The following is a 24,064-nucleotide window of genomic DNA, read 5'->3' as shown; positions in this document are numbered from 1 at the left end:
ATGCATCCAATTTCACTACAGTCCCCATACCTGATTTTCCTCGGCGACGAGTCGCGCAGGAAGTTTGTCAAGACCGGCGCAGGCCTGGTCGACTGGCGCCGCCAACTCTGCGCGGGTCAGTTCAGGCTCAGCGCCGACACGGCGGATCTGGGGCTGCCGGACATGACTATTGAGGAAGCCGTCGCGGCCGGGGTCAAGTCTGTAGTCATAGGTACCGCCACTGTCGGTGGCGCCCTGCCGGCAAGTTGGCAGCCAGCACTCGCAGCCGCCGCCGAAGCCGGCCTGGACATCGTCGCCGGTCTGCATACCCGCCTTGCCGACAACCGCGCCCTGTCCACTGCGGCCGCAGGCAGCGGTGCGCGGCTGGTCGACATCCGGGTGCCACCGCCGGAGCTGCCGGTCGGCAATGGCAGAAAACGCACCGGGATGCGGTTGCTGACTGTAGGTACCGATTGTGCCCTGGGCAAGAAATACACGGCCCTGCAGCTGGAAAGAGACATGCGCAGCGCCGGTCTCGACGTTGATTTCAGGGCCTCCGGGCAGACCGGTATCATGATCGCCGGACGAGGCATTCCGCTGGACGCGGTGGTTTCCGATTTTCTGAGCGGAGCCGCGGAAGTGTTGTCACCGGGCAACAGCCCCGGGCACTGGGATGTAGTTGAGGGTCAGGGGGGAATTTTCCACCCGGCCTATGCCCCGGTCAGCCACGGCCTGCTACTGGGCTCACAACCGGACGCGTTTGTCGTCTGCCATGAGGCGGGGCGGGAACAAATATCGGGCTGGGAGCACTATCCGGTACCAAGTATAGAGGAGGTCATTGCACGCACTGTGGCGGTCGGTTCGCTGACCAACCCCAAGATTCGCTGTGTGGGGATCAGCATCAACAGCTCGACTCTCCCCGCCGACGAGCGCGGGGCCTATCTCGCCGACCTCGCCAGGCGCTATGGTCTGCCCTGCGTCGACCCACTGGTCGAAGGAACCTCCGCTATCGTCGACCATCTTGTACAGCAATTCCGCCCCTGAGGAGCACGCCACCCCATGCAGATAACCATCGAAAAAGTCGCCTTTCCCATGGCCGCCCCATTCGCGATCACCGGCCATGTGTTCGAATCCAGCGAGACCGTAAGAGTCACCCTGAGCAAGCATGGCGTCCGTGGTCGCGGAGAAGCGCTGGGGGCCTATTACCTCGGGGAGAGTGCCGACTCCATGGCAGCGCAGCTCGAGACCGTGACAGCCCGTCTCGACGGGGATCTGTCCACCGAGAAGATCCAGAGCCTGCTACCTGCGGGCGGTGCACGCAATGCCCTCGACTGCGCTTTCTGGGACTATCGGGCGAAGGCAGCGGGCAAACGCATCTGGGAACTGCTGTCGATCACGCCGCGACAGCTGACCACAGTCTATACCCTGGGCGTCGCATCAGCGGAGGCCATGGGCGAACGGGCCAGCGAAGCCCGCCAGTTTGCCAATCTCAAGATCAAGCTGGATGCCAGCGACCCCGTTGAGCGGCTCGAGGCAATCCGTGCCGCCCGTCCGGATGCCAGGCTGATTGTCGACGTCAATCAGGGCTGGGACTTCGCGGCCCTGCAGGAGTACCTGCCCCACGCGGCACGACTTGGAATCGCCATGATCGAACAGCCCCTCCCGCGCGGCGAGGACGACGCACTCGAGGGTTTCACATCCCCGGTACCCCTGGGCGCCGACGAGTCCTGTCTGCACCTGGGGGAGTTTGCCACCGCCGCCAGGCGCTACGATGTGCTCAACATCAAACTCGACAAGTGCGGCGGGCTCACCGAGGGACTGGCGCTGGTGGATGCCGCCCGGAAGGCCGGGCTGGATCTGATGGTGGGGAACATGTGTGGCAGCTCCCTGTCGATGGCACCGAGCTACGTGATCGGTCAGTTCTGCCGGTACGTGGACATTGATGGTCCGCTGTTGCTCAAGTCAGACATCGAGCACGGCCTGGTGTATGGAGAAGGTGGCGTTGTGGGGTTCCCCGCACAGGCACTCTGGGGTTGATGCAAGCGCCCCTCGGGTTTCGCCTTACACATTGCTCGCCCGCCGCGGTCATTCCTGGTCGATGCAGACGCGGTCGCGTCCGTCGGACTTGGCCACATACAGTGCTCGGTCGGCGCGTGATAACCACTTTTGGGATTCCTCGTCAGCCTTGAGTCCGGCCGCGCCGATGGACACGGTCAAGGGCCCGTCGGGGCCGCGCAGCCGTTCGTGAATGGCGCCCTGCAACTTCTCCAGGGCTGGCACTATCCCTTCCAGCGGAGTGCCTGGCATCACCAGGACAAACTCCTCGCCGCCATACCGGTAGAAGCTGTCGCAGGCGCGCATTGTGTCACTTACGATTCCCGCGAGGTCGACCAGTACCTTGTCTCCCGCATCGTGACCGTGACGATCGTTTACCTTCTTGAAGTGGTCCAGATCGATAAGCGCCAACGCGGCCCTCTCGCTGCTCATCCGGGCGGCTTCCGCGCGTCTGGCCATCTCGCGGCGCAGGGCGCGGCGATTCCCGATACCGGTAAGCGGGTCGCGGTTGGCCATGACATGTAGCTGACGATGCTGATGTGACGTTCGCCAGGCGAACACGAACGAGAACACCGCGACCTGTACAGCGACCACGAGGAACGTGACCCGCTCAACAGGATCGGTGAAAACCTCCGTGCCGTTGCCGACGACAGCCACAAGCAACAGCGAAAGCGCGATACTGACAACTCTGCTGGCCATCAGAAACAACGCAATCATCAACGAGAACAACCACAGATGGGACAATCCGAGGACAAAAATCATGAACAGGGTACCGACGGCAAGCAGCGTGGCAACCAGGTTGCCAACCAGCGCGCTGCGCCCGGTTTTCCAGGCATAAACAAGGCCGCCGAGCATCGCCGCGACGAGCAGGCTATCAAACAGCGCCACGATGAATTCGCCGTGGATCAGGCGGTAGACGGCGAACGACCCGATGGCCAGGGACGCAATCGTGCTGAACACGCTCAGGATAGCCAGGTGGGTGTCGGACGTCACGCGCTCCAGCGCACCGGAACCAAAAGAGGTGCCGGTTCCGAACCCTTTCGCATTTCCTCCGATCATACTTTCACGATCGCGCGACCGGTTGCGCGCGTGATCCAGCCATGATGTTACCTCAGGTATTATTAATATAATTACCCTCGATAGAAACACGAGACATTGGTCAACCGCAAGCGGGAGCTGCGAATTTCATGCTCTCGGTCTAAACAGGTCAGTAGGCCCGGGCAGTTGATCCACGATTCAGTCAGTCTGTGGATGCCTCACTGCCATGTTCGAAAACGGTCTCGCCGCCGACGACCGTCCGCAGTACCGTGATGCCGGCCAGATCGGAGGCTTCGACTTCGAAGGGATCAGCGTCGACGATGACGAAGTCGGCCTGCTTGCCCAGCGTCAGGCTGCCAACATCCGCTTCGGCGAATCCAGCCCTGGCGGCTTCCAGGGTGAAGCCGTGCAGCGCCTGCTCCAGCGTGAGGGCCTCCTGCGGCCGCCAGCCCCCGGGTGGCAGACCGTCACGCTGGCGGGTAACGGCGGCGTGGACGCCCAGCCAGGGGTTGACCGGCTCGACCGGGAAGTCGGAGCCCAGGGCCAGGTGCACACCGTGTTCCAGCATGCTCGCCCAGGCATAGGCACCCTCGAGACGTTCCTCACCCAGCCGACCGCCCGCCCAGCGCATGTCGGAGGTGGCATGGATGGGCTGCATGCTGGCGATGATATCGTGCTCGGCCAGGCGCGGGATGTCATCGGGGTGGACAATCTGGACGTGCTCGATGCGGTGACGGCCCGGATTGTCCGCATGGCTGCCCTTGCCAGAGGCAATCGCGTCAATCACCTGTCGATTGGCGGCATCGCCGATCGCGTGGATGCCCAGTTGCAGACCGCAACCCAGTGCCCGGTCGACCAGGCTCTGCATCTCCGCACCGGAATTGAACAACAGGCCGGCGTTGCCCGGATCATCGCTGTAATCGTCGAGCAAGGCCGCGCCGCGGCTGCCCAGCGCGCCGTCGCCGTAGACCTTCAGCGAGCGTGCTGTCAGTCGATCGCCCTCGTGGCTACCGTTTGCGCACAGCCAGTCCAGCATTGCTGCGTCGCCGTCAGCGAAGGCGGTAATGCGTACGGGCAGTTTGCCGGCGCGGTCAAGCTCACGATAGTGTTCAAAATCCTCGAGGCTGGCGCCCATATCGTGGACGCCGGTCAGGCCGTAGCGCGCCATCTCTGCAAGTGCCAGTTGCAGCGCACGAGCGCGGCCTTGCGCATCAGCTGCCGGCATGGCTTCCTCGATAAAGCGCATGGCCGTGTCGATCAGGATGCCGCTCGGCTGGCCCGCGGCGTCGCGATGGACGGCGCCGCCCTGGGGCTGCCAATCGCCCGACAGGTCCCTGCTTGCCAGTGCCAGCGCGGCCGAGTTAGCCCAGCCGGCGTGGCTGTCGACGCGCACCAGCCACACGGGACGCTTGGGAAAGGCCTGATCAAGGTCGGCGGCTGTGGGAAAGGCCTGGCCCTCCCAGCGCGTCTGGTCCCAGCCACGACCGGTCAGCCAGACGCCCTCGGGCAGGGTCTCGGCATGCGCCTTGAGCGTCGCAATGGCCTCCTGCAGGGTTTCCGCGCCGGTCAGGTCGGCCTGCATTTTCGCCAAGCCCAGGCCCATGACATGTCCGTGGGCGTCGATCAGGCCGGGCAGGATCGTCTTCCCCCGGGCATCGAAGGACAGCAATTCAGGATGGGACGCGTTAAGTTCATCACTGCCACCGAGAAAGACGATACGACCCTCCTCATCCCAGGCCATAGCCTGGGCAGTCGGCGCATTCGGGTCCAGCGTATGAATTCGTGCATTGACGAGTGCGCCGGGTTCGGCCGCGACGACGGCAACGGAGAGCAGCGACAGTGCGAGCAGGACGGAACGGTACATGGCAGGATCCAATCGGGGGTCGGGGAAACGTCCGTCAGTCTCCACTGCCGCTATGGGTTCGTCAACCGCCTGGCGCCAGCCTCACACATTGCTGCCCTGCTGCTCCCGCGCCGCCGCCGGCATGTCACCCGGCCCCATGATAATGTCGCGATAAGTTCCGCCCGCCGGAATCATCGGGTACACGTTCTCCTCGGCAGCGACAATCACGTCCAGCAGGTAGGGTTCATCGGGGTCCGCCAGCATGCGTTCGAAGGCGGCGGCCAGCTCGGCAGGCGCCGACACCCGCTCTGCCCGGACCCGATAGCCCGCGGCAATCGCAGGGAAATCCGGGTAGATGTCGGTTTCGCCGGCGGCCTTCACCGCCATCGGGTCTGACAGGTCCGAGCCGGAGCGGTGGCCCTCGTAGATCATGTCCTGCCACTGCCGCACCATGCCCAGCCACTGGTTGTTGATGACCACCACCTTGACCCCGATGCCATAGCGGTGGCAGGTGCCGAGTTCGTGAATGGTCATGTTGAGCGAGCCGTCACCGTCGATGTCGATCACCTGGCGCTGGGGACAGGCAACCTTGGCGCCGATCGCCGCCGGCAGGCCGTAACCCATGGTGCCAAAGCCGGAGCTGCTGAGGAAAGAGCGCGGCTCACGCGGTTGATAGTGCTGCATGGCCCACATCTGATGCTGGCCGACCCCGAGGCTGACCACGGCGTCGCCACTCGTCATCTCATTGAGCAGGCGGATCGCGAACTGCGGACTGATCGCCTCCCCCTCCGGCACGTCGTAGGGAAACTGTCGCTTGATGTCCGCCAGGTAGTCCAGCCAGGCCTCATGCCCATCTGCGTGGAGATCGCAGTCGCAGAGCTGCGCCAGTGCCAGCGCGATGTCCGCGCAGATGGGCAGGGTGACAGTCTTGTTCTTGTTGAGCTCGTCGCGGTCGATATCGATATGGATAACCTTGCCCTCGGCGATAAAGGCACCCACCTTGCCGGTGACGCGGTCGTCGAAGCGCACCCCCGCGGCTATGACCACATCAGCTTCGTTCACCGCCACATTGGCAACCTTCGAGCCATGCATGCCCAAAGTATGCAGGGCAAGCTCATGCCCGGGCGGGAACGCACCGTGGCCCATCAGCGTGGTGGTCACCGGGCAGCGCAGCTTTTCCGCCAGCTGCAACAGCAGGTCCGCACAGTTGGCGGAGATGATGCCGCCGCCGGCGTAGATCACCGGGCGCTGCGCTTCCGCGATCAGGCGGCAGGCTTCCTCCAGCTGGTTGCCGGTGAGACCGCCGATTTCCGCTTCCGGGCGCTCTACCACCGCCGGAATCCGCGGCGGCACGTGGTTGCCGTCCGCGTCGCGCGGGTATTGCTGCTGGATATCCTTGGGGATGTCGATCAGCACCGGCCCGGGGCGGTTACCCCCCGCCAGGGCGAAGGCCTCCCTCACCACCTCGGGAATCTCGGTCACCTTCTTTACCAGGGTGCTGCGCTTGGTCACCGGCCGGGTGATGCTGACAATATCCACCTCCTGGAAGGCATTCTTGCCCAGCAGGTGCGACGGCACATTACCGGTGATGGCAACAATAGGCGTGGAATCGCTGTTGGCATCGGCGATACCGGTGACCAGGTTGGTGGCCCCGGGGCCGGAGGTTGCCAGGCACACGCCCACCCGGCCGCTGGCGCGGGCATAGCCCTGGGCCGCGTGTACCGCGCCCTGCTCGTGCTCGGTGCGGATGCAGCGGATACCGTAGTCCCTCAGCACATCGAATATTTCCAGATTGGCGCCGCCGGGGTAGCCGAACAGCACTTCCACCCCTTCCGCCTGCAGAGACTTTGCCAGCAGCTGGGCGCCGCGCAGGGCACCCTGGCGCTGCTCGGGCCGGATATCGGCCAGGGTGCCACCGGTGACCGTGGAGGTGTTGGCGTAGGTAACGTTGTCTGAGCTCATTGGTCGTATCCGGCAAGGTTGGCAGTACGCCCAATGTACTGCTTCCAGCGATAAATTTTATCCAAATTGTTTCGTGCCCGTCACAGATATCATATGATTCATGCGCAAAAAGACATGAGGTGAGGTTAATTAATGCAGGAAAAGCTCGACAAGCTGGATCGTCATATCCTTTACCTGCTACAGCGGGACGCTGGCCTCAGCGCCGCCGAGGTGGCGGACAGGGTCGGGCTGACCCAGCCTCCCTGCTGGCGCCGGATCAAGCGGCTGGAGGATCAGGGTATCATCCAGAAAAGGGTCGCACTCCTGGACCAGCGCAAGCTGGGGCTGAACGTCACGGTCTTCGCCCGGGTGAAGCTGTCTGCCCACGGCAAGCGCTCGCTGCCGGAATTCGAGGAGCAGATCCGCGATTTGCCGGAAGTGCTGGAATGCCACACGGTGATGGGAGACTACGATTTCCTGCTCAAGATTGTTACCCGGGACATTGATACCTACGAGACCCTGTTCCGGCAAAAGCTGTCACAGATGCCGACAGTACTGGAAATTCACTCCAACGCGGCGCTGTCGCGAATCAAGCTGACTACCGAGCTGCCCCTGGACGTCAACCAGATGACTACCTGAGGCCCGCCCTCGCCTGCCCGGCATGAATCATCCAAAATCCCCGGCCATGACCGCCGTGAACGCATAGTTAATTCCCGGGCCCTGAACTATATTTCTACTTTCCGGAGGCGTTATCGTCCCTCGGGAGCGCCCGCAGGTGCGAACCACTGCGCGGGCCCGCTTACAGTCACGCGCCGCAACCCGGGGCGAACACAGAAGCCGACGACGGCCCGCCACAAGCGCGGAAGTCGGCGGCGGAGGAATACACCATGCCCAAGACTGGCGGCAACCAGCCCGCCGGGGCACACAGCCACCCAGGCGCCAGCGGCGCCTGGGTAAGCAAGCTGCATGTGCCGACCGGCTCTTCACGCCCCGGTGAAGTACCCGATTTCAGCGCGCTGCACCTGGTGAGCGACGGCGCCCTGTTCAGGCCCGAGCCCGATTGCGAGGTCAGGGATGCGGAGCCCCTCGCCCGCGGCCTGGTCCGGGTGCTGGATGACGAGGGCGTGGCCGGTGGTCCCTGGCTACCCGAGCTGTCGGACGAGCACCTGCTGCAGGGCCTGCGGCACATGGTGCAAGTGCGCGCCTACGACGAGCGCATGTTCCGGATGCAGCGCCAGGGCCAGCTATCCTTCTACATCAAATCCACCGGCGAAGAGGCCGTGGCGGTCGCCCAGGGCATGGCACTGGACAGCGGCGACATGCTGTTTCCCGCCTATCGCCAGCAGGGGCTGCTGTTTGTTCGCGGACGCGACGTGGTCGACATGATGTGTCACTGCATCTCCAATGCCCGGGACAACTGCAAGGGACGCCAGATGCCGGTGTTCTACACCTGGAAGGACGGCAATTTCTTCAGTATATCCGGCAACCTGGCGACCCAGTTCAGCCAGGCCGTGGGCTGGGCCATGGCCTCCGCCTACAAGGGCGAGGATCACATCGCCGCCACCTGGGTCGGGGACGGCAGCACCGCGGAAGCCGATGTGCACAACGCAATGCTGTTCGCCGCGACCTACCGGGCGCCGGTTATTCTCAATATCGTCAACAACCAGTGGGCGATCTCGACCCCGCAGTCCTTCGCCGCCGGCGGCACCACTTTCGCCGCCCGGGCGCTGGGCTACAACATTCCCGGCATACGGGTGGACGGCAATGATTTCCTGGCGGTGCATGCGGTAACCGACTGGGCGGTCCAGCGCGCGAGACAGGGGTTTGGGCCTACCGTGATCGAGCTGGTGACCTACCGGGTTGCCGGTCACTCCACCAGCGACAATCCCGACGCCTACCGGGCACATAACGAAAGCGATGCCTGGCCCCTGGGCGACCCGGTGACGCGGCTCAAGGACTACCTGATTGGCCGCGAGCTCTGGAGCGAGCCACAGCAGCAGGCGCTGGAGGCCGAGCTCAAGGAGGCAGTCAGCCGCGACTGGAAACAGGCATTGTCACACGGCTCCCTGGAGGACGGTCCGCACTGGCCAGTGGCAACGATGTTTGACGATGTGTTCCAGCACATGCCCGCGCATCTGCTGCGCCAGCGCCAGCAACTGGAGGAAGAGGAATGAGCCGCAGTGCCAGCACGGCCACGGAAACGGAGCAGCGCGCCGCCGACCGGGAGACCATGAGTATGGTCCAGGCCATCAACTCGGCGCTGCACTGCACGATGGCGGCCGATCCCGCGGTACTGGTGATGGGGGAGGACGTGGGCTTTTTCGGCGGTGTATTTCGCTGTACCGAGGGTCTGTATGAGAAGTACGGCGCACACCGTGCGCTGGATACGCCGATCACCGAAGGCGGTATCGTCGCCGCCGCCATCGGCATGGGAGTGAATGGCCTGCGTCCCGTGGTAGAAATGCAGTTTGCCGACTATATCTACCCGGCCATCGACCAGATTATCAGCGAACTGGCGCGGTTGCGCCACCGCAGTGGGGGCGAGTTCTTCGCCCCGGTCACTATCCGCGCGCCCTGTGGCGGCGGCATTCGCGGTGGCCAGACCCACTCCCAGAGTCCGGAGGGGATCTTCACTCACGTCTGCGGCCTGAAAACCGTTATGCCCTCCAATCCCTATGATGCCAAGGGGTTGTTGATCAGCGCCATCGAAGATGACGACCCGGTCATGTTCTTCGAACCCAAGAGAATCTACAACGGCCCTTTCCACGGCCACGACAACAATGGCGGCGGCAGCGGCAGCTGGAACGACCACCCGCTGGGCCAGGTTCCCGTCGGTCACTACCGCATTCCGCTGGGCAAGGCAGCCACCATCCGCGCTGGGCGCCAGGTCACTGTGCTGGCCTATGGCACCATGGTGCACGTGGCCGCGGAAGCGATCCGCACCAGCGGCATTGATGCGGAGTTGCTGGATCTGCGCAGCCTGCTGCCCCTGGATATCGAGGCGGTGGCAGAGTCGGTGCAGAAAACCGGCCGCTGCGTGGTCATCCACGAGGCCACCCGCACCAGCGGCTATGGCGCGGAGCTGGTGGCGGAAGTCCAGGAAACCTGCTTCTGGCACCTGCGCGCCCCCATCGAAAGAGTCACCGGATGGGATACCCCCTATCCGCACGCGTTCGAGTGGGAGTACTTCCCCAGCCAGCGGCGCATTGTCGACGCCCTGCAGCGCACCCTGGCATACCACTGAGGCAGCCGGCGACCGATTATGGGTACATTCAGTTTCAAGCTCCCGGACCTGGGCGAAGGCATCGTCGAATCCGAGATCAGCAAATGGCATGTCGCGGTCGGTGACACGGTCAGCGAAGACCAGCATATCGCCGATGTCATCACCGACAAGGCAGTGGTCGAAGTCAGCGCCCCGGTCGACGGCGTGGTGACAGCGCTGGCTTGTGCGGCCGGCGAGATCCTGGCGGTGGGCCGGGAATTGATCCGCTTCGAGGTGGAGGGCAGTGGCAATGTCCCCGCCGGGCAGCCCGGCGCGGAAGCAGCCCCCGAGCCGGCGCCAACCGCGGAGGCTGCGCCCGAATTGGAGCAAGGAAGCAGCGATGACCGCGAAGAGCGTGATCAAGACCTGACCGTCGCGGATGCCACAGACAGTATTGCAGCAGCCCCTGCCCCTGCCCCTGCCCCTGCCCCTGCTGCGCAGACTGCAACCGGCTTTCCGCAACGGCAAGAGATTACCCCCGCCCTGCCTCATCGCACCGTGCTGACCTCACCCTCGGTGCGGCAGCGGGCGCGGGAGCAGGGCATCGACCTCAGCCTGGTCCCGGGCAGTGGCCGCGAAGGCAGGATTGACAACCGTGATCTGGACGCTTTCCTCGAGGCCATGGGACGGCTGGCCGCCACGGGCCAACGACACCCGCGCAGCGGCAGCAGGGAGACGCCGATCACCGGTCTGCGCCGGGTCATCGCCCGCAAGATGGCAGCGGCGAAACGGACTATTCCGCACTACTCCTATATCGAGGAAATCGACCTCACCCAGCTGGAGGAACTGCGCACGCAGCTCAATGGCAACCGCACCAGCGAACAACCCAAACTGACCCTGCTGCCCTTCATCATGCTGGCGCTGGCGCGGGTGCTGCCGCGCTTCCCGCACTGCAATGCGCAGTTCAATTCCGAGACCGAGGTGCTGACCGAGCACGAAGCGGTCCATATTGGTATCGCTACCATGACCAAAAACGGGTTGCTGGTACCGATAGTGCGTCACGTCGAGGCACTGGACCTGTGGCAAGCGGCCGGTGAACTAGCCCGCCAGACAGAGGCGGCCCGCGAGCAGCGCGTCCCGGCCGCGGACCTGCAAGGGTCCACCATCACCATCACCAGTCTGGGAGCAATCGGCGGCATTGCCACCACCCCCATCATCAATGCACCTGAAACAGCCATCATCGGTATCAACAAACTGCAGCAGCGGCCGATGGTGCGCCATGGCAATATCGAAGTGCGCACCATGATGAACGTGTCGGCCTCCTTCGATCACCGCATTGTCGACGGCTACGACGGTGCGCAATTGATACAGGCCCTGAAACAACTGCTGGAGCAGCCGGCGGCGATTTTTGTACCTACTTTCCCGGGGCCCGATCAGACATAGCACGGCTGGAGGGTCGGCAGTTAGAATACCTCGTCGCTGTCAGCCAGCTGCCGATACTCCCGGGGCAACGGCACCATCCAGCCAAAGGGGTCTTCTGCCCGGCCCTCCTGGATATCCAGCAGGGCCGTGCGCAGGAACGCGGTGACTTCGCCCTCCGCCTGCGGCAAGGCATAGCGGGTACCGTCCGCCTCCCCCAGCTCACGGACCGGGGCCACTATCGCCGCGGTGCCGCAGGCAAAACACTCGCTGCAGCGCCCCGTTTCAATCCACCCCAGCAGTTCGTCAATGGCAATGGCCACTTCATCCACGACCAGTCCCCGGGCTCGGGCCAGCTGTATCACCGAATCGCGGGTGATGCCCGCCAGGATCGAATCGGACAGCAGCGGCGTCAGCAGGCGGCCATCGACCACTGCAAAAAAGTTCATGCCGCTGAGCTCCTCGATGTCGTGGCGCTGGTGCGGGTCCAGCCACAGGGTGAGGTCATAGCCGAGTTCAGCGCAGCGGGCAGCCGATTGCAGGGCGCAGGCATAATTGCCGCCGACTTTGGCAGCGCCGATGCCACCACCCGCAACCCGGGATTCAGCGCGCTCGACCAGCAAACTCATGCTGCCGGCATGATAGGCCTGGGATGGGCTCGCAATCACCATGAAGCTCACCTCCCGGGACGCGGCCATGCCGAGGTCGCTCTCGGTGCCAAACAGGAAGGGGCGCAGGTACAGGGACTGGCCGCTGGCGTCGGGAATAAACCCCTCGTTGAGCGCGGTCACACCGAAGACCCCGTCCAGGAACAGGGATTCGGGCAACGGCGGCAGACACAGCCTGGCGGCGGAGGCATTCAGCCGCCGCCAGTTCATCGCCGGACGAAACAGGGCCGTGGGCTGGTCCCCAACCCGGTAGGCCTTCTGCCCTTCGAATACCTCCTGGGCGTAGTGCAAAACCTTGGCCCCCGGATCAATGCTGATCGGACCGTAGGGCTGGAGCTGGCCAGGCTGCCAGCTGCCATCGCGGTAATCGGCCCGGAACATCACCGGCGCGAATACCGAACCGAAGCCCAGGATATCGGGCAGGCTGAAAGTGGCGATGGCCTCCGCGAGACCCTCATGCAGGGAAAAGCGTTGACGCGGGTTATCCCCGACTGCAGGTGTATGGCGCATGCTGGCTCCTTGTTTTATACGGTAAACAATAACTGGGTGCAGTAGTAGTAGAACAAGATCAGGAACAAGCCAGGCAGGCGCATGAGCGCCTCGACCCTGGTAAAGCTGCCGCGATAACTGTTGCAGGTGCCGGCGTATTTGTGAGCACGTTCGGCAAAATCCTGCGGCGGCTCCACCACCGGCTGGGCCGGGGGTAAAGAAGTTATCGTAGAAAGTCCTGATTGTCTCGTTTTCGAAATAGAGAGTCGCTGTCGGCTAGCCCTGCCAGATCTCGCCCAGCACGCGACGGAAATTGCCACCCAGTACCAGCTCGATGTGCTGGTCGGTATAACCCCGTCGAATCAATGCTTCCACCAGGTCGAAGGTGCGCCTGGGATGATCGAAATCATCCACGTCGAGCTTGTCCCGGAAGGCATAGCTGGCCTTGTAGCCGGCCTTCAGCTTACTGGAGGCGGGCTCTGGGATGTCATCGTAGCCATCCATGTCCATGTCCGAGCCGACGCCGACATGCTCGATACCCACCAGCTTGGCGACATAGTCGATATGGTCGACCATATGTTCGATATTGGTGGGCTCGCGGTCGCGAATGAAATTCCTGACCCCGGTGATGCCCATTACGCTGCCGGCCCGGCCCATCGCCTCAATCGCCGAATCGGGCTTGCAGCGGACGTGACCGCCGGCCAGGCTGCGGACGTTGGAGTGGGTGATCAGTACCGGCTTGGCGGACAATTCGAACGCATCCAGCGTGGTCTGGTCGCCGCAGTGGGATACATCCACGGCCATGCCCAGCGCGTTCATGCGCTCGACGACCTGTACCCCGAAATCACTGAGACCACCATCACTGCGATCGGTGGCACCGGTGCCGATCAGGTTGCGGCTGTTGTAGGTGAGCTGACCGACCCGTTGTCCCAGGTGGTAGTAGAGGTCGACATCATTCACCTCCCGGAAGTGATCCGAATTCTGGACCCCCACAATGAAGCCCACCCGCTCCCCTTTTTTCAGAGTCTGCAAGTCCGCTATCGCGTCGATGCGACGCAGATGTTGCGGGTGCTCCGCTACCAGCGCATTGACGCGGGCAATATACGGAGCCACCTCGTCCGCAGACAGGCCTATCGCCGGGTGCAGCACATCGATACCGGAGGACAGCACGGTCTGCAGATACTCTTCGCTTATCGCGAAGCCATCCTGCCGCTTGGGATGATCGGAAAATGCCGCCAGCATCATCGGCCCGAACGGGAACGGCGTCGACAGCATATCGAACACCTGAGTGCCGTTAACCAGGTCGACGGCGCGGCTGCTGTAGCGGGTATCGCTGCCCGCAAAGACACGGTAGGCGCCGAAATTGAGCATTGGCAGCGTCACTACCGCCGCGCCGCCGGCGCGCAGCAGTGAGCGTCTGTTATAACGTTTTTGCTGTGGTTTCATCATTTTTCTCGTCCTCGTGGTGTAGGTATTACCGGGTTAGCTGCGGAGCCTGTGGCACCTATAGCAGGCGTTCAATCAGGGGGTCGGTGCCGCCCTGCAGCGGGTCGACGCAGGGCAAGCCCAGGCTGTCCGCACTGTAGCCGGGATGGAAGATGCCGCCCTGCCCCTCGATCATGTCCCAGTGGTCCGCGCTGTTGTCCGGCGACAACAATTCAGCCGCGCCGGACAGAAAATCCGATACCACTGCGTCCATCGGCAAGCCGCTGCCGGCAATCATGATGCCGGTCTGGCCACTGGCGCGAAAATCAGCATTCATACCGCGCATGCGCATATCCCGTGCCAGGGCCAGGGCGGTGTACTTTTTGCCCACGGCGCAGTCCGTACCCACCATCAGCACTCGCTTGCCGCTGCGTTTGCGGCCAGAGCCCACCGGCAACTCGGCGGGAGGCACCCGCACGTTCACCAGCCGCGCGCCGGACGCCGTGGCGGCCTGCTCCAGCCGCGGAATAGCCTCCAGGCTACCGTGCAGGCCGGCGACGACATCCATGCCCAGCAGGACCGCCTGTTCCAGCGTGTCCAGCCATTCAGGGGAGATACCGCCACCCACTGATGCGGTACCGATCACCAACGAACCGACGCCGGCAACAACCGCCTGCTCCAAAGTCATCTGCGGCAGGCCCAGGTCAATGCCGTCCGGTATCAGATTCAGTTGCCCCCGACACAGTTCCCGGCGCCATTCCACCAGCCCCGCGCCGGTCTTGGCGTAAGTCAGGCGGGTTTCGCTGCCCAGAAAAATCAGATAGGGCGGCTTCAATTCAATCGTGTGCATAACTCTCGTTTCCGGTGACGTTCAGGTAGTGGTGCCGCGGTCCTCGGCACTTGCGACAGGGCGCTCACTGGTCCGCAATCCAGCACGAGATACCCGCCAGAGCCCAATAGTCAACAGCGGCACTACCAGCACCGCCATGAACACAAGGGTCAGCGCGCCATAACCGCGGGCAATCAGGTCGACAATGCCAATCTGCTCTCCGGCATAGATAGCAAACAGTAGAATGGCCAGCGCCACAGCCGGGCGCAAGGACCGCGGCAGCTGTCGGCCACGGGCGGCAAAGCCAGCGTCGATGCGTTCATTGACCGCGTGCAACAAGGCCGTGCCGGTTTCGATAAAGGTGCCAAATACAACGATCTGGAAAATCAGCTCGAGCCAGCCGATCCTGAGCTGGGCAATCAGATAGCTGGCAGGGACCGGCTGGTCGCCGATTTCCGGGTGGCGCGCCATCATTGCGACGAAGAACAGCAGCGCGGGGATCACGGCGATGGCACCTGCCAGCAACCCCGCGCCGACTGTTTGACGCCGGGTGCGGAGCCCTGCGACCGCGAATAGTACGGCGGGCAGGATCGCGAGGTTGTAGCCCGAATACAGAACCCCGCTGGAGACCCAGCCCCGGGCCGCGGGCGCCTCCCGAAAACTGGCCGTGATATCCCCGCCGAACAGCTGAAATGCCAGCACGAACAGAGTCGCGTAGACCAGGTACAACAATAGCGACCAGCCGGCCAGCACCCGCTTGATGGTCTCCGACCCGCTGAAGGTCAGCACGGCAATCACCAGCATCAGGCTGCTGGTACCCCACAGTGAGGACATGCCAAAACCGGTGGCCAGCGTACCGGCGGCGGAACCGATTACTGAAAGTATCAACAACAGCAAAGTCAGAAATGCGATCTCGAATACCACCCAGCCGGGGCCCAGCAATTCGCGACAGAAACGCTTGTAGTCATAGGCGCCGGTGACCCGGGCAAACTCAAATCCAGCCGCCAGCACCACACCGAATATCACACCGGCAACCACCAGGCCCAGCACTCCACCGAGCGGACCACTGGCAAAGAAAAATTCGATCAGCTCACGGCCGGTGGCATAACCACCGCCAATCAACACCGACTGGAACACGAACCCGGGTAGCAGGTAGTTACGGAAAAAATTCATGACCCCTTCGCCTCAGCGGCAGCCATATTCCAGTTCGCCGCGAGCACGTCCCATTCAGCGCCGCTCATTGCGCATCGGCCGACCGGGCATCACTGCGGTATCGAGCCGCCCCTCCGCCACCAGAAGTTCGCCATTGACCAACACATAGTCGATGCCGCCGGAAGGCTGGGCAGGCGTGGCATAGGTGGCGTTGTCAGTAATCCGGGCCAGATCAAACACCACGATATCAGCGTCCGCCCCCGGCTGGATGCGACCCTTTTGGCGCAGCTGGGGCGCCGACTCCTGCATGATCGCCGCAGGGCCGAAAGTGATCCGTTCGATCGCTGCAAGCAAGGTGAGTGACTTCTGTTCGCGCACGTACTGGCGCAGAAAACGGGCAAAAGTACCGGCCGAGCGGGGGTGGCTCCAGGCCCCCTCCGGCAGCGGCCAGGTTGCCGGCGGCAGCGGCTCGCCCGCCACTGTCCAGTCACCTCCGTCGGAGGCGATTACGCCGCCGGAAAACAGCACAGCCTGATCCAGCAATTGCTGATCCCGCGGGTTTGTAGTGTCCAGAAAATGCAGCACGGTCTGGGTCCCGGGTGCCTCGCGCTGCAGGCGCGCCAGCTCGTCTTCGCTGAGCCGCTCGCCGTCGACATCGAAACTGCCGGCGGTGACCCCGCCGATCCGCTCGCGCCAGTCGGGGCCCCGGAACATGGCGGCGCCAATACCCGTAGACCCGGCGCCATAGGGATAGGCCTCGGTGGTGACGCGAACGCCGCGCTCTCTGGCGCCGGCGATCATGGAGGAGACAATCCCGATATCGCGCAGACTGATGGAATTCAGATGCACAATATGAACCTGGGCACCGGTGCCCGCGGCAGTGGCGATGATCTCCTGCGTGCCTTCGAAGGAGCTGTCTGGCTCAAGCATTGACAGAAAGCGGGCGTGAGTGAAGGTGGGCACGCTGTTGCGCGCGGCCAGCTGCGTCATCCGGTAGTATTCCTTGCGGCCGGTGCCCGGGGCGTAGCCGAGCAGGAAGCCGACGCCGAGCGCACCCTGGTCCAGGCCTTCCTGTACCAGCTTGGCCATCTGCTCAACCTCGGGCTCGGTGGCCAGCCGGCTTTGCCAGGCGGGATTGGAAAACTGCTGCATGAACCAGCTGATGTCTGCTTGCGGCGACTTGTTCATCAACACAGCAATACGGGCGCTGGCCCAGTTGACCGCGGTACCGTAATTGATGGGCCTGCCCTGGTCTGCGCGTTGTGCATAGAAATCCTCCACCGGCAGCACACCGGCTTCGAGTTCCAGTGCGGTGGTGACGCCGTCCAGCGCCTGCATGCGGGCGGCGAGTACGGTCTGCCCGTGAGCGTGCAAATCGATAAAGCCGGGACTGACCACCCGTCCGCTGGCGTCAATGACGGTGGTCGCCGTCATCGCCGCCTCGGCGACCGCCACGATCCTGTCACCCCGGATACCGACATTGCGGATCGCGTCCAGGCCAGTTTCCGGGTCGATGACCCTGCCGCCGAGAATAGCAATATCATAGTGGGCAGGCTGGGGATTGGCAGCGGCACCACCACAAGCCAACGCCAGCAGTGCACCAATGCCAAGGATCATACTGTTGCTCACTTTGAGACTCCCCCTTTTGGATTCTGTAGCAGGGACGGGCCCGCCCGCCGCCTGTGGTATCGCGCCAGTGCCAGAAATACACCCGGGCACCTCGAGCAGCACGTCGCTGTAGTAGTTCGCCTCGATACCCTGCTGCAGATACTTGCAGCGCCATTCGAGCTTATCCGTGGGCAGGAACCAGGTCCGCCGCAAAGCCTTCGGTCATGCCGCCATACTTAAATCCAGCAACAGCATGGCGTCACCTTCCGCTCTTGCCAGACTCAACCGAGAAGCTTCGCCACCCCTATCCCCAGAAACGTCCCAATAGCGTAGCCCAGCATGCCCACCATCACCCCGGGGGCGATCAGCGTATTCCAGCCGCGGCTGGCGGCCATCGCTGCGGCAGCCGGCGGCCCGAGAATACAGGCGTTGGACGCCACCATGACTTCCGCCAGGTCGAGTTTCAGCAACCAGCCTGCCAGTAGCACTATCGCCAGATGCACCAGCACCACCAGCAACACGAACATGACCAGCGGCAGGGCGCTGCCGAGCACCGTTGCAAGCTCGGCGCTGGCGCCAATGATGGCAAAAAACAGATACATGAAGAAGCGGCCGATTTCGAATTCCTGCGCAATGTGCCTGACCAGAGGGCGTGCAGTGTTGGCCACCACCAGGGTCAGCAGCGTCACCAGCAGGATAAACAGCGCTTGCTGCCCCAATGAAGCCGCGACAGCCATGCTAATGGCGCAGATCACGAAGCTGAGAGCAAGGCCGTTAACCATGGGGAGCAGGGCAAAAGGCGCCGCGCTCTCTGGCTCGTCACTGGGCGGCGCTATGTCTGCCGGCAACGAATCCCCGGTGGCGGTATCGAGAAAGCGTGAGGGCAGCGCCAAACGCAACAGGCTCGACAGGGGCAGCAGCATCAGCAGGAGCAGGAAAAACACCCCGCCCAGGGCATCAGCTGACAGGGCGGAAACATAGAGCGAGGAATCGCGCAGACCGATGGCCTCCGCTGTAGCGACGAAATTGAGGGAGCCGCCAATGTAGCTGGCGGTGATGGTGCCCGCAAGGGCCGCGGTTTCCGGCCCAAGGTCGACCAGCTGCACCGCAACCAGCACGCCCACTAGCGTGGCGAACGTAGCCAGTCCGAACAGTAGCAGTATGGGGCCGGACTCGCGCAGAATGACGCCGAGGTCGGCCCGCAGCAGCAGCAGCGGAATCGCTAACGGCACCAGCAGGCCCATAACGTCGCCATACAGCGGTGCGCTATGGGGAACAACGCCGAGGTTGGAGGCCAGCATGGCCAGCACCAGCAGGACCAGCGGTCCGCCCAGGTGCTGGCCCAGCTTGCGGGTCTCAGTCCACAGGCCGAACGCGACCAGGGTGACGAAGAACGCGCTCAGGGCAAAGGTCTGGTCACCCTCGATCAGCGGCATCAGGCTCTGGTCTGCCGGCTCAGAGGAAATGCCACTTCAGTACGGCACCAACGGTCCGTGGGCGGGACCGCATCCGCTGCCAGTTCTGCGTTGGTGAACGACAGGGTGGAGCGCAGGGTCAGGGCGTCGGTGGCGGCGAAGCTGAGCGAGGCTTCAAGGCCCTTGCTGACCGCCTTCTCCGCGTTGCTCGCCACGGCCACTCCGCTGCGAACCACCTGGATCTGGTAATCTTCCCAGTCGATGTAGAATGCGGCGAGATCATAGACCAGGCGGCCGTCGGCCAGGCTGCCCTTGGCCCCTATCTCGTAACTCCACAGGGTGTCGGGTTCAAAGAACTCGCGTGTCAACGGTGCCCCAGTGGGGTCCAGCAGCACGAAGTTGGCCCCACCGGGCCGATAACCGCTGGCGGCACGGGCATAGAGGGCGAGCTGGTCATTGGGGCGGTAGCGCAAGTTGAACAGGTAGCTGGTGAAGTCGTCGGTGATTTCGTTTAGCGCCAGCGGTGCCAGCAGGGGGCCGATCGCCTGAAGTTGAACGTCGTTCTCGTAGTCGGAATAGCGAATGCCCACGCTGGTATCGAACTGGTCATTGAATTCGTAGGTGAGGTTCCCGAACAGGGACACCTCCTCGTAATCCGAAGGGAAGTTGCCGAAGTAAAGCGGCGCACTCGGGGTCACCTGCAGGTCCTGAATGTTGAATCCTTCCTCCTTGGCGTAGAAGGCGCCGAGAATCCACTGCAACTGCTGGTCCGAGCTGGAGGTGAGGCGCAGTTCCTGGGTTACCTTGTCGAATCCCAGTTCGGCGGCCAACACGGCGGAGCTGTGAGGGGCCGTCTCGGGGAAGAAAAGGTCAGCGAAGCCGGCAAAGGGAATGGTCAGGTCAATTGTTTGCCCGAAAGTCAGCTCCTGGGTGCTGGTGACCGAGGTGAGCGTGGCGAAGTCCAGATCGTAGTTGATGGTCAGGCCCAGCATACGGGCTTCGAATTCGCTGGGGTTGATCTGCTCCTGGCCGGTCTTGTACTCACCGAACCAGGGCTCACCCTTGCCGACTCCGGGCAGGAAGGTGTCGTCCGCGTGATTCGCCTGGACGGTTGCCAACCCGTCCTGGGTGGATTTCTGGTACAGGCCCTGGAGCTTGATATCAAGGCGGTCACTGGCGGCCCATGGCGCTCGCCCCCCACAGCGTTCCCTGGGGCCCTTTCATCACATCCAGGGTGCCGAGGTCGAGCAGGGTACCGTCCAATGGTGCCGGGTTCGTGTAGATAGTGGAGGAGCCGAAGGGAATGTCATCGACATAGGTCGCCACCCCCGCGGCAAGCACGGCATTGATCCCCCGCATATAGACAGAGTTGCTGCAAGGACCGCCAGTATCCACGATTGAGACTCCGGGCACGATTTCCGGCAGGCTGGTGAAGCCGGCGTCCGCCAGGTTGCCCGTATCCAGTACACTCATCGCCAGGGCGACATCCTGCAACGATTCATCGCGGCGAGAGGCGCTGACCACCACTTCTTCCAGCGTGAGCAGCCGGTTTTCCTGCGCCTGCGCCGACGGCATGGTGAACCCCCCGGCCACCGCGGCGAGCATCCCCACGCCAGCCGCTATCCTGTTTCTGCTGAACTGTGTCGCTCTCTTCATGGCAACTTTTCCCCAGTGCATAAGTGCGGCGGTCCCAGGCAAGCCTGTTTGCCGAATGATGGTTTGGACTCGATGTTACGCCGGCCGGCGCGGCAGCCTGTAGTCAGATTCGGCAGATTACTGTGCAGATCCGGTTACCGCTGCCAGTCCGACCTTATGCTGTCAGCGACTCCATGTGCGGCGCCACTCTTGCGGGCTACAGTCATTCAGGCGACGAAAGGCCCGGGAAAAAGCGGAGTGATCCTCGTATCCGACAATATCGCCAATCTCGGAAATGGAATGTCGGTTGTCCTTCAGCAACAAGCGCGCCGCCTCTACACGCTTGTTGATGCAGTACTGCATGATGGTGGTGCCGTTCATGGATTTGAAACCGGTTTTGAGCTGGGTCTCGGAAATCCCGAGCATGCGCGCCAGCTGGGGCAGTGACGGCGGGCAGGCGTACTCGAGGCTGAGGATGCTGCGCGCCTTGCGGATTTTTTCCGCCCAGGGAAGATCGAAGTCCAGCGGCCCCCTATCCACCGAAGCGTGGCTGTTCTTCAGGATCTGCAGACCTATGCACAGTAGCTCACCGAACTTGGCTGCCATCCAGGGGCCGAGCAGGGAACCGGAAACCGGCAGGTGAAAACAGGACCAGATGGGTTCGCGGTAAATGTCCTCCAGGAAGAAGACTCGCTGCTGGGTCTTCCGCTCTGATCCCGCCAGCAACTCCGCCAGCCAGTCCGGGTAGACCTCCCGGGACTCGCCCATGCGCTCCAGTATGCTGGAAAGCGTGGTATATATTGCGACGTGACGAATCGGTACTTCGGTTTCCGGTACCCGGTAGGTGACTTCCTTCTGCGGAATTGCGGTGACAATGAGTGCTGGCCCCAGGTCGTGCACGTGGCGCCGCTTGCCGAGGAATTCCGATCTGCGCACCATGGACACGAACTGAAAGCTGACCAGGTCCGCCATCTGGTTGCGGATAACCATCGGCCGATTGATCGTGGAGTTGTTGATCTCAATCATGCTGCTATCGTCGACGCGGTAGCACAGGGGCTGGCCTTCGAAACAGTCCAGCGCTTCATCCTCGATGAAGCTTCGGTCCCCTGCCGAGTCGAAGCCGGTCAACCTGTGGGCATTGCGAAACAGCCTGCCCAGGGCGGCAGGAGTCAGTCTGTCGAGGTCGAGCGGGCGGTCACAGACAATGCCGTACTCGTCTCCATAATGCATAGTGAGGGTCCCGGATGTTTGGTGGCGCGGCGCGGTGATGCGGAGAGTATAAACAAGCTCCGCCGCCGAATCTGCACATAATTGCGACGTTTTGGCCTAGCCGCTCCCCGGGATAGGCCGCTAGTATCGTTCGCAGAAGGGCATTCTGCCCCGGGGGAGCTGAAACCAATGCACATAATATTCAAATGTCTGGCCACACTATCACTGGCCCTGGTTACCACTCAGGCGGCTCATGCCGACGAGGGCCGTCTGGATCCGGCCGAGTTGGAAGCTTTTGTGGATGGCCTGGTGATTCCGCTGATGAGAGCCAATGGCAGCCCTTCCGGGACGGTTGCCATCGCCCTTCGTGGCGAGCTGATAGTGTCGCGCGGCTATGGCCACCAGGATCTGGAGCGCCGTGTGGAAGTGCAGCCAGAGAAGACGCTGTTCCGGCCTGGCTCCGTATCCAAGCTGTTTACCTGGGTAGCGGTCATGCAACTGGTAGAACAGGGCCGGCTGGATCTCGATACCGACGTCAACGAATACCTCAGTGGCTTCAGCATCCACGATACCTATCCCGAGCCCGTAACCCTGCGCCACATACTCACCCACACCGCCGGCTTTGAAGATGGCGTGCTGGGTTATCTGATTGTCGAAAATCCGGAAAAATTACTGCCGCTGGCGGAATCCATGGAAAAGTATCAGCCGGCCAGGGTCAACCCGCCCGGCGCGCAGACCGCATATTCCAATTACGCGACATCACTCGCGGGCTTGATCGTCGCCAATGTGTCGGGGCTTTCCTTCAACGAATATGTGCAGCGCAACATCTTCGATCCGCTGCAGATGCAAAACTCTTCGTTTGAAGAACCGCTTCCCTCCAGGCTGGCAGCCAATATGGCGGTCAGCTACGAACTCGACGCCGGTGGTTACGTCGCTCGCCCCTTTGAACTCGTGGCCAACTTCGGCCCCGCGGGCGGAGCATCGGCAACCGCCACCGACATGATCCGGTTTGCCGAGGCCATCCGCAATGGCGGTGAGCTGGACGGCGCGCGTATCCTCAAGGCTGCCACAGTGGAGAAAATGCTTGGCGACGAATTTTCTCATGACTCGCGTTTACTGGGCATGGGGCTGGGATTTTACGCGACGGAAATCAACGGCCACCGGGTCATGGGTCACGGCGGTGACACCCAGTGGTTCCACTCTATCCTCGGGATAGACCGCGACAAAGAGCTGTCAGTCTTTGCCTCTTTCGGGGCCAGTGGTGGCGGCGCGGTACGCACGGCACTGCTACCTTCACTTTACGACCGTTTCTATCCGCTGCAGGAGCTACCCCCAGTGGTGCCAGAGGATTTCGCTGAGCGTGCCGGGCGCTACGCCGGTACCTATGGCTTCTGGCGTAGCAGCTTCACCAAGCTGGAAAAGGCCTTGTTGGGCATGGGTGGTGGCATCACCGTGGCGCCGGGCCCGGACAATACCCTGGTCCTCGTCATTGGCGATGGCGCCAAGCAGTATGTGGAGGTGGAGCACAACCTGTTCCGCGAGAAGCATCCGGGGGTGTCCCTGCTGGGTGGCATGGCACCGCGACTGGTGGCCTTCCAGGAGGATGCCAGCGGAGAGATTACCGGCTTCGTGCTCGATGGTTTGCCCTTCATGTCCACACGCAAACTGCCCGCTTTCGCCACACCGGGGTTCAACTTCACCCTGTTGGGGCTGTCGGTCCTGGTGTTCATTGCGGTCCTGGCGCGACGTTTCTATCAGCGTAGAGAGATACGCAACTGGGGTAGTTCCGATCGCGCCGTGTTGCGGGTTGCGGTGTTGACCAGCGGAATCCAGTTGTTGACCCTGGTGACTGGCGTGGTGTTGATTTCCACCTTGATGGAACAGTTGTTCGACGGCATTCCGCTGATCTTCAAACTGTGGCTCTGGCTGCCGATACTAACCACCCTGTGCACGGTATGGCTGCTGTATACCACCACCCGCGCCTGGCGGGGCGGGCTGCTCGGAGGTGTATTTGCCCGGTTGCGCCTTACCGTGATTGCCGGCGCGGCGCTGTTCATGGTCTGGTTCTATTACTACTGGAACATACTTGGCTTCAACTACTTCTGAGGGTGGCTGCCGGGATGAGCCCGTGCCGTTACCAGAATTCCCGTTGCCGGT

At 62.8% G+C, this 24,064-nt stretch carries 19 protein-coding genes; 7 read left to right on the top strand and 12 right to left on the bottom strand.

The features are described from left to right. Together Q6D67_RS15955 and Q6D67_RS15950 are read left to right on the top strand one after the other, a co-directional pair. Window positions 1-1,023 carry a DUF1611 domain-containing protein gene (locus Q6D67_RS15955; protein WP_304706661.1) on the top strand — a complete coding sequence of 341 codons (1,023 nt, stop codon included), beginning with the start codon at window positions 1-3 and terminating at the stop codon, window positions 1,021-1,023. A gap of 15 nt (window positions 1,024-1,038) precedes the next feature. Then, a complete protein-coding gene (locus Q6D67_RS15950) occupies window positions 1,039-2,016 on the top strand; it encodes a dipeptide epimerase (protein WP_304706660.1) in 978 nt (325 codons plus the stop codon). A 48-nt stretch (window positions 2,017-2,064) separates the two neighbouring features. Here the strand turns inward: Q6D67_RS15950 and Q6D67_RS15945 are convergent, their stop codons facing one another. From Q6D67_RS15945 to ilvB, 3 genes are all read right to left on the bottom strand, one after another. Then, window positions 2,065-3,093: a diguanylate cyclase gene (locus tag Q6D67_RS15945; RefSeq protein WP_304706659.1), complete on the bottom strand. Its 1,029-nt coding sequence runs from the start codon at window positions 3,091-3,093 to the stop codon at window positions 2,065-2,067. Between the two features lie 181 nt (window positions 3,094-3,274). Then, a complete protein-coding gene (locus tag Q6D67_RS15940; RefSeq protein WP_304706658.1) occupies window positions 3,275-4,936 on the bottom strand; it encodes an amidohydrolase in 1,662 nt (553 codons plus the stop codon). An 81-nt stretch (window positions 4,937-5,017) separates the two neighbouring features. Continuing rightward, window positions 5,018-6,877, bottom strand: coding sequence for a biosynthetic-type acetolactate synthase large subunit (gene ilvB / locus Q6D67_RS15935; protein ID WP_304706657.1), 1,860 nt, complete (start codon window positions 6,875-6,877; stop codon window positions 5,018-5,020). 132 nt (window positions 6,878-7,009) lie between these two features. Between ilvB and Q6D67_RS15930 the strand changes: the two genes are divergently transcribed. The 4 genes from Q6D67_RS15930 to Q6D67_RS15915 all read left to right on the top strand — a co-directional run bounded on the left by Q6D67_RS15930 (window position 7,010) and on the right by Q6D67_RS15915 (window position 11,501). Then, entirely contained in the window at window positions 7,010-7,495 is a 486-nt protein-coding gene (locus Q6D67_RS15930) for an Lrp/AsnC family transcriptional regulator (protein ID WP_304706656.1), read from the top strand. Between the two features lie 248 nt (window positions 7,496-7,743). Then, entirely contained in the window at window positions 7,744-9,030 is a 1,287-nt protein-coding gene (locus tag Q6D67_RS15925) for a thiamine pyrophosphate-dependent enzyme (RefSeq protein ID WP_304706655.1), read from the top strand. Beyond that, the gene (locus tag Q6D67_RS15920; protein WP_304706654.1) at window positions 9,027-10,100 is read left to right on the top strand and encodes an alpha-ketoacid dehydrogenase subunit beta; all 1,074 of its coding nucleotides are present in this window, start codon (window positions 9,027-9,029) and stop codon (window positions 10,098-10,100) included. Before Q6D67_RS15925 ends, Q6D67_RS15920 begins: the two co-directional genes overlap by 4 nt. 18 nt (window positions 10,101-10,118) lie before the next feature. After that, the gene (locus Q6D67_RS15915) at window positions 10,119-11,501 is read left to right on the top strand and encodes a dihydrolipoamide acetyltransferase family protein (RefSeq protein WP_304706653.1); all 1,383 of its coding nucleotides are present in this window, start codon (window positions 10,119-10,121) and stop codon (window positions 11,499-11,501) included. Between the two features lie 20 nt (window positions 11,502-11,521). Here Q6D67_RS15915 and Q6D67_RS15910 read toward each other — a convergent pair whose 3' ends face one another. From Q6D67_RS15910 to Q6D67_RS15870, 9 genes are all read right to left on the bottom strand, one after another. Then, window positions 11,522-12,655 carry a branched-chain amino acid aminotransferase gene (locus Q6D67_RS15910; RefSeq protein WP_304706652.1) on the bottom strand — a complete coding sequence of 378 codons (1,134 nt, stop codon included), beginning with the start codon at window positions 12,653-12,655 and terminating at the stop codon, window positions 11,522-11,524. Window positions 12,656-12,910: 255 nt separating this feature from the next. Then, complete coding sequence (locus Q6D67_RS15905) at window positions 12,911-14,083, bottom strand: membrane dipeptidase (RefSeq protein WP_304706651.1); 1,173 nt, start codon at window positions 14,081-14,083, stop codon at window positions 12,911-12,913. A 55-nt stretch (window positions 14,084-14,138) separates the two neighbouring features. After that, window positions 14,139-14,909 carry a DUF1611 domain-containing protein gene (locus tag Q6D67_RS15900; RefSeq protein WP_304706650.1) on the bottom strand — a complete coding sequence of 257 codons (771 nt, stop codon included), beginning with the start codon at window positions 14,907-14,909 and terminating at the stop codon, window positions 14,139-14,141. 21 nt (window positions 14,910-14,930) lie between these two features. Next, on the bottom strand, window positions 14,931-16,061 hold the full coding sequence (locus Q6D67_RS15895) for a hypothetical protein (protein WP_304706649.1): 1,131 nt from the start codon (window positions 16,059-16,061) through the stop codon (window positions 14,931-14,933). A gap of 54 nt (window positions 16,062-16,115) precedes the next feature. Beyond that, window positions 16,116-17,669, bottom strand: coding sequence for an amidohydrolase family protein (locus Q6D67_RS15890; RefSeq protein WP_304706648.1), 1,554 nt, complete (start codon window positions 17,667-17,669; stop codon window positions 16,116-16,118). A 260-nt stretch (window positions 17,670-17,929) separates the two neighbouring features. Continuing rightward, window positions 17,930-19,084, bottom strand: coding sequence for a DUF819 family protein (locus Q6D67_RS15885; RefSeq protein WP_304706647.1), 1,155 nt, complete (start codon window positions 19,082-19,084; stop codon window positions 17,930-17,932). Further along, window positions 19,084-20,181, bottom strand: coding sequence for a TonB-dependent receptor domain-containing protein (locus Q6D67_RS15880; protein WP_304706646.1), 1,098 nt, complete (start codon window positions 20,179-20,181; stop codon window positions 19,084-19,086). Before Q6D67_RS15880 ends, Q6D67_RS15885 begins: the two co-directional genes overlap by 1 nt. Before the next feature lie 52 nt (window positions 20,182-20,233). Next, window positions 20,234-20,719 carry a TonB-dependent receptor plug domain-containing protein gene (locus tag Q6D67_RS15875; RefSeq protein WP_304706645.1) on the bottom strand — a complete coding sequence of 162 codons (486 nt, stop codon included), beginning with the start codon at window positions 20,717-20,719 and terminating at the stop codon, window positions 20,234-20,236. A 162-nt stretch (window positions 20,720-20,881) separates the two neighbouring features. After that, complete coding sequence (locus Q6D67_RS15870) at window positions 20,882-21,928, bottom strand: AraC family transcriptional regulator (protein ID WP_304706644.1); 1,047 nt, start codon at window positions 21,926-21,928, stop codon at window positions 20,882-20,884. 168 nt (window positions 21,929-22,096) lie between these two features. On the opposite strand from Q6D67_RS15870, the gene Q6D67_RS15865 reads away from it, so the two are divergent. Beyond that, the gene (locus Q6D67_RS15865; RefSeq protein ID WP_304706643.1) at window positions 22,097-24,013 is read left to right on the top strand and encodes a serine hydrolase; all 1,917 of its coding nucleotides are present in this window, start codon (window positions 22,097-22,099) and stop codon (window positions 24,011-24,013) included. Window positions 24,014-24,064 lie beyond the last annotated feature (51 nt).

Origin of the sequence: Haliea sp. E1-2-M8 (assembly GCF_030649675.1) — a bacterium.
Taxonomy (GTDB): domain Bacteria; phylum Pseudomonadota; class Gammaproteobacteria; order Pseudomonadales; family Halieaceae; genus Haliea.
This window is presented reverse-complemented; position numbering and strand designations above follow the sequence as displayed.